General features: G+C 40.3%; 8 protein-coding genes. 4 read left to right on the top strand and 4 right to left on the bottom strand.

The window, feature by feature from the left end; genetic code table 11:
- Nucleotides 1-2 precede the first annotated feature (2 nt).
- The 4 genes from nrdG to LVD15_RS01795 all read right to left on the bottom strand — a co-directional run bounded on the left by nrdG (nucleotide 3) and on the right by LVD15_RS01795 (nucleotide 6,707).
- Entirely contained in the window at nucleotides 3-452 is a 450-nt protein-coding gene (nrdG, locus tag LVD15_RS01810; RefSeq protein ID WP_233778583.1) for an anaerobic ribonucleoside-triphosphate reductase activating protein, read from the bottom strand.
- Between the two features lie 232 nt (nucleotides 453-684).
- Nucleotides 685-1,854 carry an efflux RND transporter periplasmic adaptor subunit gene (locus LVD15_RS01805; protein ID WP_233778582.1) on the bottom strand — a complete coding sequence of 390 codons (1,170 nt, stop codon included), beginning with the start codon at nucleotides 1,852-1,854 and terminating at the stop codon, nucleotides 685-687.
- 6 nt (nucleotides 1,855-1,860) lie between these two features.
- Entirely contained in the window at nucleotides 1,861-6,180 is a 4,320-nt protein-coding gene (locus tag LVD15_RS01800) for a CusA/CzcA family heavy metal efflux RND transporter (RefSeq protein ID WP_233778581.1), read from the bottom strand.
- Nucleotides 6,181-6,314: 134 nt separating this feature from the next.
- Complete coding sequence (locus LVD15_RS01795; RefSeq protein ID WP_233778580.1) at nucleotides 6,315-6,707, bottom strand: hypothetical protein; 393 nt, start codon at nucleotides 6,705-6,707, stop codon at nucleotides 6,315-6,317.
- Between the two features lie 339 nt (nucleotides 6,708-7,046).
- Here LVD15_RS01795 and LVD15_RS01790 point away from each other — a divergent pair, with 339 nt between their 5' ends.
- From LVD15_RS01790 to LVD15_RS01775, 4 genes are all read left to right on the top strand, one after another.
- Nucleotides 7,047-7,616: an RNA polymerase sigma-70 factor gene (locus LVD15_RS01790; protein ID WP_233778579.1), complete on the top strand. Its 570-nt coding sequence runs from the start codon at nucleotides 7,047-7,049 to the stop codon at nucleotides 7,614-7,616.
- A gap of 68 nt (nucleotides 7,617-7,684) precedes the next feature.
- Nucleotides 7,685-9,478: a T9SS-dependent choice-of-anchor J family protein gene (locus LVD15_RS01785; protein ID WP_233778578.1), complete on the top strand. Its 1,794-nt coding sequence runs from the start codon at nucleotides 7,685-7,687 to the stop codon at nucleotides 9,476-9,478.
- Between the two features lie 39 nt (nucleotides 9,479-9,517).
- Complete coding sequence (locus LVD15_RS01780; RefSeq protein ID WP_233778577.1) at nucleotides 9,518-10,561, top strand: FecR family protein; 1,044 nt, start codon at nucleotides 9,518-9,520, stop codon at nucleotides 10,559-10,561.
- Nucleotides 10,562-10,743: 182 nt separating this feature from the next.
- The gene (locus LVD15_RS01775; RefSeq protein WP_233778576.1) at nucleotides 10,744-14,379 is read left to right on the top strand and encodes a SusC/RagA family TonB-linked outer membrane protein; all 3,636 of its coding nucleotides are present in this window, start codon (nucleotides 10,744-10,746) and stop codon (nucleotides 14,377-14,379) included.
- The last annotated feature ends 7 nt before the right edge of the window (nucleotides 14,380-14,386 follow it).

Raw genomic sequence — 14,386 nt, 5'->3', positions numbered from 1 at the left:
TTTTATTTTTTTATGAATAGGTGATTCAGTAATTCGTTAGTAGCCACTTTAATGAAACGCTGATTGGTATCAGGGGAGTCTAGTCCGCCTTTTTCGCTTTTCCAGGGACCGTATTTTACCCAGGTGAGTTGTCTTGTGATTTGGCTATCCAGTTTATCTTTTCCGGTATATAAACAGGTGTTGTAGCCCATGCTTTTGGCCTGTTCCAGCTTATGTGCTAACTCTATAGGATGCCACTCTCCGCCCATAAAAAGTACACAGCTAGCCTGGCCTTTGTAGCGCTCTAGCAGCTCATGATACAGCCGATCTGTAAGCGGCTGGCCACTGCCCGGTTTCCATAAATATGGAGAATGACAGCCTTTACAGTGAATAGGGCAGCCTGTAATGGTGAGGCAGAGACTAATCTCGCCAGGAACTTCTTGTGTAGTTACTGTAAATTCGGAATAATTCATGACCCCTAATGCTTGCGTTTGGAGAAGAAAAGTACATCAGGATGACGGCCAAAAAAATGAGAAAAGTCAGGCTTTTTATGGATGAACTGAGGGTGATTTTTTAAAATAAAATTCAGCTCTTTAAGTGGTGCATGAAGCCACAAACCATAAATGCTTGATTTAATGAACGTAACAATTTTAAGGTATTTTGTTAACGATGGAGGCATCAAAATTACCTCCATCGTTTGGTTGATTAATGGTGGCCACCTTCACCTTTATTCATTTCTGATTTTAAATAGAAACTCCCGGATTTAACAATTTTAGTAGTGTCAGACTCTTGGTTAAATACCTTTATTTCAGTGAAATATGAGGAAATGGTGCCGGGAGTGAAAAGATTTTTAGAGAATAGTGTTTTGCTATTTTCTTTTCCACTTTCAGTAAAGTAATAGTACTGCCCATCATTTTGAATGACGGCTTCATCTGGCAATACCTTCACCTTGCTGGTGTCTTGTAATATGTTGGCTTCTACATAGAGTCCGGCTATCAGGTCAAACTCTTCATGGAAGTGACCGTGTACCCTTATGGTCTTGGTTTTGGGGTTCATGTTTTTTCCTACTAAGGATACCTCTCCTTCATACTGCTTGTTGTTTTCAAAAGCCGGTACTTTAAATATTATTTTTTGCCCTTCTTTTACTTTATGAATGTCCTTCTGGAAAAGCTGTAACTCCAGGTGCATATGGTCTCGGTTAATTAATTCCATAATGGGTTCTCCCGCTTTTACATGCTGACCGTTGTGCGCATTTACAGAAGTTACCGTACCATCAAATGGGGCGGTGAGGTAAATGAGGTTCTGAATATTTCCCTGTGCCACTTTTGCCGGACTGATGCCTAAATATTTCAATCTCTCGGAAAGTCCTGATTTTTGGGCTTTGGCATTGTTGAAATCTGCTTCTGTCTGTTGCAGCTTTTTCTGAGCTCCTACCTCTGCCTGAGTAAGAGTGCGCTGCCGCTCCAGTTCTTTTTCTAATACATTGAAGTTATTAACCGCCTGAATGTATTCCTGCTGTAGGGTAATATAATCGGGGTTTTTAAGCGTTACCAAGGCCTGCCCCTTCTTTACTTCTGCACCTTCTAAAAATCGAATAGAAGCCACAAATCCATCCATGATAGGCGTGATGCTAGCCAGATTATTAGGAGGGAGTTCTATGGTGCCATTAGCAGCAATAGATTGTCCTAAAGGCTGATAATCAAAGGAGCCAATGCTAATACCTGCCTGCTTTATTTGTGGATCAGAAAGCAAAATGCCTTCTTCAGCATGATTTTCTTCATGATGTTCTTCTTCTTCCACTGCCTGCTGATTGCAGCTGACAATGAGCATAAAAAAGGTGATTATAACGGAGGTGTATATATATTTATTGAACATGATATTTTATTTTGAGCCGTTGAGAAAATTGATTTCAATAATCGATTGATTGTACTTGAGAAGTGCATCAAACCAATTGGTTTTTATGGTGGAGGCTTGCGTTATGCTTTGCAGGTATTCCACATAATCTATATCACCGGAAGTAAATGAAAGCGAAGCTCCTTCAAAGAGCTGTTTGCTCAGCGGCAAACCTGTGTTTTGATAGTATTCAAGTTGTTTTTGCTGCTGATCATAGTTTATGGCGGCCTGTTGCAGAGCGCTGTTCCATGCCAATTTCTGGTCTTGAACAAGTTTATTCTGTCTGTCTATTTCAAGTTGCGAGGCTTGCACTTTCGCGTGCTGGGCTCCAAAGAATAAGGGTACGGTTACGCCTACCTGAAAGCCATAATATCCGTTTTGGCCATTCATATTTTGAAAGGTGTATTGTCCTTTTAACCCCGGTAGCAACTGCGACTGCTGCGCTTTTAGCTGTTTTTCTGCCAATGTCACTTTCTGTTCCTGAAAGCTTACAAATGGATTACCAGTAAATGATCCCAGTGCGGCTGATTCTAACTTCATAATGGATGTAGAAGGTGTTGGTTTCTCAGCTAAGCTATTGTTCAATAATTGGTTTAAACCCGTAAAAGCTGTGGTTTCATCTGCTTTTGCAGAAGATAAGAGCAGGCTGATTTCCTGTCGCCTGCTTTGGGCATTGAGCCTTTCTAATCCCGATGATTCGCCGGTTTCATACCTGATGTTAGCAGCCTTTTCAAAATTTTGATACAGGCTGTCGAGTTCTTTATAAAAGGCTACTTTTTGCCATGCATTAATCCACTGGGCATAAGCTAAGCTGACCTTTTTGAGTAATACGGCCTGGTCTATTTGATAGGCCTTTTCTTGAACCACGGTCTGTTGCTTCAGCATTTTAGAGCGAGCAATGTAGGCGGTAGGAAAGTCTATCTGCTGAGATAAGCCTATGCTTTCAGTGCCTTGCTGCCCATTCGTTTCTCTGGATCTTTCTTCTACACCATAAAAAACATTGGTATTGCTGGGGTTGAAAGCCGTTTTTTGTAATCGATCACTTTTTTCAATAGCAATAGCGGAAGCCTGAAGGGCTGGGTTATTTTCTAAAGCCATGTTTTGTGCTTCTTCTATGCTTAGCGTTTGACTATATGATGATTGAAAGGCTAAAAACAGTATGGCTACCGTAGCTAAAGCAGGCTTACTAAATTTAATGGGTTTTTCCAGCCAACTGTATAAAACAGGTAACACTACTAAAGTCAACAAGGTAGCGCTAAAAAGTCCACCAATTACTACCGTGGCTAGTGGGCGCTGTACCTCTGCTCCTGCAGAAGAGGAAATGGCCATAGGTAAAAATCCTAAAATATCAGTAACCGCAGTAAGGAAAATAGGCCTTAGTCGTGAGGTAGTGGCTTGTTTAATTCTTTCCCTGACGTCTGTCACCCCTTCTTCTTTTAAGTCATTTAAACTGCTTATGAGTACTAATCCATTTAATACAGCTACACCAAACAGTGCGATAAAGCCTACACCCGCGGAAATACTAAAAGGCATATCTCTCAGCCATAAGGCAATAATACCGCCTACAGTAGCAAAAGGAATGGCGGTGTAGATGAGTAAGGTCTGTTTTACTGATCTAAGATTAATGAATAATATGATGAAGATGAGGGCAAGCGCTATGGGTACTACGATAGAAAGTCTGCTTTGTGCTCTTTGCAGGTTTTCAAATTCACCACCAAAAGTGACAGAGTAGCCAGGAGGTAGTTTTAGTTTATTTTGAAGTTGCGTCTGCATGTCCTGCACTAAAGATTGGGTGTCTCTGTTTCTTACGTTCACCCCAATCACAATACGCCGATGCGTGTTGTCTCTGGAAATCTGAGCCGGAGCTTCCTGATAGTTAACTTCGGCTACTTCTTTTAATGGAATGCTGCCACTGCTGGTAGGGATGTAGAGGTTTTTCACAGCTGCAATATCATTTCTGGAGCTTTGTTTTAGCCTCACTACTAAATCAAAACGCTTTTCTCCTTCAAAAATTTTTCCTGCACCAGCACCAGCAAAGGCCGTACTTACTACATGGTTGAGATCGGCAATATTCAATCCATATTCAGCTATGCGCTGCCGGTTATAATCTATGATAATCTGAGGTAAGCCTGTTACTTGCTCCACTTTAATGTCTGAAGCCCCGGGAATCTGGCGAATGATGGCAGCCGCCTGATTGCCTTTTTGCTGTAGAATATCGAGATCCTCACCGTAAATTTTCACTGCAATGTCTTGTTTAATGCCTGTCATAAGCTCATTAAAGCGCATTTCTATGGGTTGACTAAACTCTACTGCTACACCTGGCAGTATGCTCAAGGCTTTTTCCATTTGTTCAGCGAGTTCTTGTTTACTCTCGGCGGAGACCCATTTATCAGGTTCTTTCAGGCTTACCATAATGTCAGCCGCTTCTACGGGCATAGGGTCTGTGGGTACAGCGCCGGCGCCTATTTTTGTTACCACTGTTTCTACTTCAGGGAAGCTGTCTAACAGGATGGATTCCAGCTTACTGGTGTTCCTGGTCATTTCTTCCAGTGAAGTGCCAGGAGCCATTCTGGTTTCCAGGGCAAAATCACCTTCGTCTAACTGAGGGATAAACTCGCCTCCTAATGTGGTAAATAATGCAACTGCCAGTGCTAGAGCAAGCAAGGCAATAGTTATAATAAGGCCTTTTATTTTTAATGATCTACTGATAATGGGCTGATATTTTCTTTCCATCCACTCCATAAACTTATCGCCCCAGGTTCTTCGGTTGATCCTTTTACTATATAGACCACTGGCAGTGATCATGGGCACATAAGTAAGGCATAAAATCATGGCTCCGATAATGGCAAAGCCAAATGTCAGCGCCATCGGTCGGAAGGTTTTGCCTTCTATTCCGGTAAGGGTGAGGATAGGAATAAATACGATGAGAATAATAATCTGCCCGAAAATGGCTGAATTCATCATTCGCGAGGAGGCGTTGCTGGCTATGCTATCGAGCTGGGTTTGTTTTTTACTTTTGGTGAGCTGTTCTAATTCATTTGAATTTTTGATTAACAGCACCACCATAAATTCAACAATAATAACGGCCCCATCCACTATAATACCAAAGTCTAACGCGCCCAAACTCATGAGGTTAGCTGATACGCCAAAGGTATTCATCATGCCCAGAGCAAATAACATTGACAGCGGAATGACAGCGGCCACAATGAGCCCTGAGCGCAAAGTGCCCAGCAAGAAAACCAAGGCCAATATCACAATGAGGCCTCCAATAATCAGGTTTTCTGCCACCGTACTGGTGGTTTTGTTAACTAGCTTGGTTCTATCAAGGAATGGCTTTATGCTAATGCCTTCAGGCAAGGTGCTTTGTATTTCTGCCACCCGATCCTTTACTCTATCTATTACTGCGGCAGAGTTAGCTCCTTTCAGCATCATAACAATGCCTATTACAGTTTCTCCTCGGCCATCTTTAGTAGCAGCGCCATAGCGTGGGGCATGACCTTCGCCCACAGCAGCTATATCACCAATGGTAATAGGGGAGACACTTCTTTTTTCAACTACTATGCTTCTAATGTCATCATAGGTATGAGCCAGCCCTTTTCCTCTGATATAGTAGAGGTTTGGGCCTTTCTCTATATAGCTACCGCCGCTGTTTTGGTTGTTATTGGCCAGGGCTTCATACACTTGAGAAAGGGTAAGACCATAAGAGTTCAGTTTAGAAGGGTCAATAGCCACTTCATATTGCTTGATGAAGCCGCCCCAGCTGCTGATTTCCACCACGCCTTCAATCATGCTCAGCTGCCTTTTTATGATCCAGTCCTGAATAGTTCGGAGGTCGGCAGGAGAGTAGTCGTTTTTATGTTCATCATCTACCTCCAAAGAATATTGATAGATTTCACCTAAACCCGTAGTGATAGGTCCCATTTGTGGTGTGCCTAAATCTTCGCCTATATTTTCTTTGGCTTCATTGATTTTTTCAGCTACTAATTGGCGTGGAAGATAAGTGCCCATATCTTCTTCAAACACTACGGTAACTACCGATAAGCCAAACCGTGAAATAGATCTTATTTCAGTTACTCCTGGTATGTTAGCCATGGCCAGTTCTACCGGGTAGGTAAGAAATTGCTCCACTTCCTGCGCTGCCAGGCTTTGAGAAGTGGTGATCACCTGCACCTGATTGTTAGTGATATCAGGCACTGCATCTATAGGTATTTTAGTAAGAGAATATAAACCCCAGCCCACGATAGAAAGGGTGAGTAGGGCTATTAAAATTTTATTTTTAATAGAAAATTGAATGATACTATTAATCATGTTATTAAGATTAAAATCAAGGTAATAGCATCAGCACAATAGCATAGAAAACCAGCTTGTAGCAGGTGTCACGCATATCTGTACTGATAAAATTGAATGTGTTCCTTAGAAATAAGGATTAAGAAAGGGTGATTTTAACCTTTGGGAGGTTGGAATATGTTGGTAAGATCAGAGGTAGAAGCTGAAAATTGATAAATGGGTAAGCTCAGCTTTCTTTCTGTTTTTTGATTAAGGGCTATGGAAGGCCTGTCTGTTATGGTAAAATTACAACAATGCGAGTGATTGATGTGATCATGAAATGGCAATGAGTCGCTTTCAGAATGATTATGCTTGTCTGATGATTTAAAGCTTAGGTAATCTTCAGCGAAATACTCTAAAAACGATTCTGAAGAATCGGCCTGGTGCTGCTGATAATGGTCAAAAATTTCAGGCAATTCTCTTAGCTCACACAAATCAGTATGTGGAGATAAAGAAACTGCCATAAAATGAATGGCCCATATGATGTTTACCAGCTTCATGTCATGCAAAAGTAGTGATTTAACACGTGCAACAGTTATTCATGAAAAGACAAAGTGCTGTGATGATTATTTTAAAGGAGTAAGACTAATGGGAAAAAGTTCATGTTACTGCCAATCAAAATCTATAGCTTAAATATTCTTCAAAATAAATTTACTTTTTATAAGTACATGGAAGCTACTTTTTGTGTCTTAAAAGAATATATGACTGTGCAATGTGTGTGGTTGGATGAAAAAAAATCAGGAATCTTTTAAGGGTAACCATAAGATTTACTGTCTACCACTTGTAAATGGTGTAAGAGCTTATGCCATAACATGTTAGGGTTTTGAAGTGAATATAGGTAAGTATTGTTGAAAGAATTTTCTGAAGAGCGACTCATACAAATGCTAAGTAATGGAGATGAAAAAGCCATGGAGCTTATTTTTCATAACTATTACCGTCCGCTTACTTTATTTGCTACCAAATATGTAAAGGATGTAGATGAGGCGCGAGAAATCACTCAGGATTTTTTTGTGAGATTATGGACCCGGCAGCCCTCATTAAGCCCTGGTACACTAAAGACATATCTGTATAGAGGGGTTCGTAATGCCTGCCTTAATTATATTGAAACCAATAAAGTAGCCGCTAAAAAGTTGCAAGATTATAATGAGCCCGAGTATACTCATGATAATGTTTTGCGGAAAATTATGCTTGCGGAGCAGGAGGCAGAGCTTATGCTAGCCATTGATAATCTGCCGCACAGATGCAGAGAAATATTTTTAATGAGTCGTGTAAAAGAGCTCTCCTATAAGTCTATTGCTGATGAACTGAACATATCCACTAAAACAGTAGAGGCCCAGATTAGTATTGCTTTAAGAAGACTAAGAGAGCTGCTCATCAGTTTTTCTGGCTTGCTGATATTTTTTTTCAAATTCTTTTAAGGGTACCCTGAAATTATTCGGTCTGTACGAGTGAATGATCAGTAAGATCGTTTTTTAAAGGAAATTATATGAGAAAATTTTACCTAAGTATTCACCAAATACTATTAACATCATTTTTTGCTTTTTTACTTTTTATATCAGGAACCAGTTATTCTCAGAATACCACATTTTTTGAGGGCTTTGACAATACTGAAATGGGGGAGCTGCCATCAGGGTGGACCTTTTACCAAAATGGAGGAACAGATCCACAGGCCCATTGGGGAGTTACTACCTATGGTTTTTTCGGTCAAAAAGTAGCATTTGCCGGTATTGAAGCGGCTATGCCGGGTATGATTGATGAAGATTGGCTCATAACACCACAGATAACCCCTGCAGAGGGTGACTTTCTTATTTTTGATGCGGCCCAAACTTATACTGGGATAGATTATGGCACTAAATATCATGTGCTAATCTCTACCGCTTCTAATGATCATACTGATTTTCTTGATACGCTGGCTACTTTTGATGAAAATACATTTCCTAAGTATATGGAAACCAGGTATTTTGATCTTGCTGATTACGCTAACCAGCCTATTTATATTGCTTTTATTCATGAGACCGCTTCTAATGATCCCAACCAGACTGATGACTGGTATCTGGATAATGTTTATGTGCGTCCTATACAAGAAGCAGGTTTTGCTAGTGCAGAAATTTATTGGCAGGGCGATATACCTATACGAATTTCAGAATCATCTTTTACTCCTTTTCTGGGTTTTAGAGTTAGAATCAGTGGAGATGAAGGAGTGCCAAATCTGTCTTCATTAAAACTGACCACCAATGGTACTGGTAGTGACTTGAAAATAGACAAAGCGACCATCTATAGTACCGGAGACGTGTCATTTATCTCTTACTGGGATGGAAATGTAGATGCAGAAGTTTTTGGTGAAATAGAAAATCCGTCGGATACATTTGAAATTACCGGAGATCAGGACCTTCTCATAGGTGATAACTTCTTCTGGCTGGCCTATACTGTTGATAATGAGCAACAACCGGAATATCCCTATGAGCGCGTAGATGGTTCGCTGGAAGGCGTTACCATTGATGGGGTGGAGAATACAGGAGCCAAAGATTCATTAGTGGTTTCGCCTTACATCGTTCCAGATGTCATTCCTAATGATAATCGTGCTGATGCCATTGAAATTAATGCTGCATCGGGCAGCTATGGTTCTTTTAATATGGGAGCTACCCCTGAGGTCGAAGTGGAAACACTAGCTTACTGTTCTGATGGTGGCACTTATGATAATGCTAACTCCGTTTGGTGGCATTTTGTGGCTCCGTCAGAAGGGTTTATCACTGTAGATCTTACGGGTTCAAATTTTAATACTCTGCTCGTGTTTATGGATGAGAATTTAGAGCAGCTGGCTTGTAATAATGATATTGAAACCGGGATTAATGTTCAGTCCAGAATAGAAAATTTTCCTGTTAAAACAGGGCAAGAGGTCTATATCAGAGTTACAGGTACTGGTACTGCGGGAGATCCTAATGGAGAATCGGGCGTGGTGTCGCTTGACTTTACCTACCGTGGGCTGGTAAGCGGAGTAGATGATGATTTAGATAATCAGGCTATTTCTTTGCCCTACCCTAATCCTACCTCAGGTATCACTTCTTTTGATGTTAAAATCGATAAGAATGATGAAGTAACGGCTGAGGTTCTGGATGTATTCGGAAGGAATTTTAACACTATCTATAAAGGGAGGGTGTCGGCAGGAGAGACCCAAACCATAAATTTCGATACTTCATTATACCCATCAGGCACTTATCTGATTCAGCTCAGAGGTAGTGAAAAAATATATGGAACTCAACGATTGATAGTAACTCATTAAACGGCTGTATACAGCCAAACGCAACTACTAATAAATATTATGGAATTGAATGATCAAAATGAGCGGTCTTGGTATTTAGCTTATAAGGCTATTACAAGAGAGCTAACTCAGGCAGAAGAGGAAGAATGGCAGGAATTGTTGCAAACAGACCTGGAGCTTAAAACCGATTTTCAACATTTTAAGTCATTATGGGAAAAGGCAGGATCACTTCCTTATGGGCAAATTAATGTAAAAAACGACTGGGAAGCGGTGCGTGGTAGAGTAAAAAGCAAAGGGCGGTTTAAGCCTTATTATAAGTATGCCGCAGTGGTAGTCATTTTTATGATAGCCGCTATTACTGTATGGAGAAATGAAGTAGGCACATTTTTTTATGATACCCAAACCGTGTCTACGATAATTCAGGCGCCTACCGGATCTAAAAGTTATGTGTTGTTGCCAGATAGCTCAGAGGTATGGTTAAATGCGGGGAGCAAAATAACTTTTGATAGCCAATTTGGAATATCTAACCGCAAGGTGATACTCGATGGTGAGGCCTTTTTTGATGTTGAAAAAGATGAGGTGCCTTTTCAGGTATTTACTTCTAAGTATGATGTAAAAGTATTAGGCACAGCCTTTAATATAAGAGCTTATAAAGATGATAACGCAGTAGTAACCACGCTGGTAAGAGGCTCATTAAGTATAAATAACATCATTACCGCTAAAGGGCGAAAGTCTGCTTTATTAGAACCAGGAGATAGACTTACACTGAAGAAGGACTCTCGTACGGCTATAGTGGAAAAAGGAGCTAATGTAAACCTTGAAACATCATGGAAAGATGGCTGGCTGACTATTAGCAGTGAGTCATTAGGCGAATTAGCCAAGAAGTTAGAACGACTCTATGATGTGCAGATCAGCTTTGAGAGAGAGGAGCTGAAAAATTATAGGTATACAGGCAAAATTAAGCAATTGAGCTTGGAGCAAGTGTTAAAAGCACTGGCTCTTACCTCACCCGTAAAGTTTGATATCAGTGAAAAAACCGTGACTATCAGTCTGGCGGAAAGCGAAAGCAAGAAATATCGTTCGCTTAAAAAATCAAAAAATTAATGACCACCAAAAGAGAAAATATGTAGCACTTGTACGATGAATAATATACCAGTTTTAAAAAGGAAGGACCAAAAGATGGTGCAACATCTTCTGATCCTAAAGGACTGGTAAATAGTCTATATCCTGATCTTACGATTATGGATAAGTATTTCGATTGTTGAATCCCAATCCCATATAATACTATGAAAAAATTAAAATATGACCAAATCTATGCTTGGTCTGTATTATCTATGATTATGAAAATATGGCTGTTTATATTAATTAGTGCAGGGGTGGCACTGGCAGGAACCGTCAAATCTCAAAACCTTAATATCAACTTAAAAAATGTAACTGTCCGCAAGGCGCTTAATGTGCTGGAAAAGGAAAGTGACTATTCATTTTTTTATAATGATTCCTTTGCTGATTTAGATAAACGGGTGTCTATTTCTGCTGAAAATGAAGAGCTAAATGCCGTTCTTACCAAGTTGCTTTCAAATACGGGCCTTACTTTTAAGTTTCTTGATGGTAACTTAATAGTCATTTCGCCTAAAAATCCCATAGAGCCTATAGCAGTTTCTGGTGTAGTTAGCTCTGCTGTAGATGGTGAAGTGTTGCCAGGCGTAAGTATAACTATAAAAGGTACTACCAAAGGAACTATCACTGATTTTGAAGGGAAATATTCCATAAAAGTAGATCCTGAAGCTTCTCTGATTTACTCATTTATTGGTTATGTAGATCAAGAGATAGCGGTTAATAATCGTAGTGCAATTGATGTGCAGTTGGAGGAGGATATCACCACTTTAAACGAGGTGATGGTCATATCCACCGGTTATCAGGAGATAGATAAAAGGCTATTTACAGGTTCTGTAGTAAAGCTAGAGGCAGAGGAGATAAAAACAGAAGGCACAATAGATGTAGGTAGAATGCTGCAAGGCCGTGCTGCGGGGGTTTCTGTACAAAATGTGTCAGGTACTTTTGGTACTGCTCCTAAAATTAGGGTAAGAGGTGCTACCTCCATTACAGGAGATAACAAGCCGCTTTGGGTGATTGATGGCGTGGTGCTGGAAGATATTGTTAATGTTTCTCCTGATCAGCTTACCACAGGTGACCCTAGTACGCTAATCGGTTCTTCGGTAGCAGGGATTAACTCAGAAGATATAGAAAGTATTAACATCCTTAAAGATGCATCGGCTACAGCCTTATATGGCGCCAGAGCTAAAGATGGTGTTGTAATTATTACCACTAAAAAGGGGAGAATAGGTAAGCCATTAGTTACGTATGCAGGTAATTTCTCTTCTTACCTAAAGCCTTCTTATAATAGTTATAACATCATGAATTCTAGTGATCAGATGTCAGTCTATGCTGAGCTGGAAAGAAAAGGATATCTCAATCACTCCGATATATCAAGAAGCGCGAATGGAGGGATGTACAAAAAAATGTATGACCTTATTAACAATTCCTTTGATGAAAATACAGGACAGTTTGCGCTTGAAAATACACCAGAAGCTCGTCGTGCTTTTTTAAATAGATATGCTACTGCTAATACTGACTGGTTTGATGAACTCTTTAAAAATTCATTTGTTCAGGAGCATTCATTGGGTATTTCATCTGGTACAGAATCATCCAAACTCTATTTTTCTACGAGTTATTATAACGATCAGGGGTGGACCATCGCCGATAGAGTAAAGCGATATACAGCCAATGCCAGAGGTACATTTAACTTATCTGATAAATTAAGCGTGGGCTTTATCACTACAGGATCAGTAAGAGATCAACGCGTTCCGGGTACGGTTGATCGCCAGACTAATACCGTGTCAGGAGGCTACAGTCGTGATTTTGATATCAACCCTTTTAGCTATGCTTTGAACACTAGCCGTGCACTTACAGCATATGATGAGAATGGAGATCTGGAATATTTTACTCGCAATTATGCGCCGTTTAATATCATTAACGAGCTTGATAAGAATTATATAGACCTCTATGTGCAGGACTTTAAGCTTCAGGGTGAGCTTAATTATAAGATCTTAAAAGGCTTGAATTATGATTTTGTTGCGGCCGTAAGGTCGGTGAAAACCACTACTGAGCATAAAGTAGAAGAAGGCTCTAACATGGCCGAAGCTTATAGGGCAGATGAGTCTCAGGTCATTCGTCAGGGCAATAAGTTTTTATATTATAATCCTGATTATCCTAATATGGACCCGGTAGTAGTGCTGCCTGAAGGAGGTTTTTATAATCGGTCTGATGATCAGATGGTCAGTTATTATGTAAAGAATCAGTTAGGGTGGAATCACCTTTTTAATGATCAGCATAATGTAAACCTGGTGTTAGGGCAGGAAATAAGGCAGATAGACAGACAAAATGCATACAGTAATGGCTATGGCTATCAGTACGGAAAAGGCGGAGTGCCATTTACTGATTACCAGATCATAAGGCAGCAGCTGGAACAGAATTTTAACTATTTCGGTATGCAAAATGCCTATGAACGCTATGCAAGTTTCTATGCTGGTCTTACTTATTCTTACAAAGGTAAATATGTATTCAATAGTACGGTAAGATATGATGGCTCTAACCGCTTAGGTGAGTCCACTACGGCTCGTTGGTTGCCTACCTGGAATGTGAGTGGTGCCTGGAATATTGATACCGAAGACTTTATGAAGGATATAGAGGCCTTTGATTTTCTAACCTTGAAAGTAGGGTATGGGCTTACGGCTAATATCGGTAATGCTACTAATTCTTCTGCAGTATACCGCAGCGGAACTACCAGAAGGCCTTATTTAGATGAGACCGAGGCCGTAATTGGTATTGAGAGCCTTGTGAACTCTGACCTGACCTGGGAGAAGCAATATGAAACCAATATTGGTATTAATGCAGGACTTTTCAAGCGCCTTAATTTTTCATTCGATTATTATAGAAGAAACCATTTTGACCTGATCAGTCTCATCAAAACTTCAGGTATTGGAGGTGAGGCCTATAAGTATGTTAACTATGCAGATATGAAGTCTCACGGGGTAGATCTGACCTTAGGTGCTACCGTTTTTGAGAGAAGAGACTGGGCTTGGAATGCTAATTTTATCTTTAGTTACAATAAAAATAAAATAACTAATCTAAAGAACCTGCCACGGATTGTAGATCTGATTTTTCCTGAAGGAGGAGCACAGCAAGGCTTCCCTGTGAGAGGATTGTTTTCTATTGACTTTGAAGGCTTAGATTCAGAAACAGGAGTTCCTTTGTTTGTGAACCAGGATGGGGAGGTGAGCCCTAATGTTTTTATGCAAAGCTATGAAACAGCTTACTTAAAATACGAAGGACCGGTAGACCCCACAGTTACAGGTGGTCTTTCTAACACTTTTAGGTATAAGGACTTTTCATTGAACCTGTTCTTCACTTATCAGGCAGGAAATAAGATCAGGCTTAATCCTGCTTTTAGCAGCACTTATTCTGACCTCAATGCCTCTCCGCGTGAGTTTCATGACCGCTGGATATTACCGGGGGATGAAGAGCGAACCAATGTGCCATCTATTGCTGACTTAATGACCTTGAATGAATTATATGCTACAGGAGAGGTGTATCCTTATAATAGCTACAACTATTCTACTGAGCGCGTGGCAGACGGATCATACATTAGACTGCGTACGGTGTCGCTTACTTATAATTTGCCTCGTAAGTGGCTCACTGATTTAAGCTTGCAAACAGCATCATTTAGTCTTACTGGTACTAACCTGTTTTTATTATATGCTGATAAAAGGTTGTATGGTCAGGATCCTGAATTTTTTGCTTCAGGAGGTGTGGCTATGCCAGTAGCTAAGCAAATCACAGCCTCTTTAAAACTTAGTTTCTAAACGATAA

The organism is Fulvivirga maritima, assembly GCF_021389955.1.
Lineage (GTDB): Bacteria > Bacteroidota > Bacteroidia > Cytophagales > Cyclobacteriaceae > Fulvivirga > Fulvivirga maritima.
Note: the sequence above shows the minus strand (reverse complement) of the source record. Positions and strands in the feature narration are given on the sequence as shown.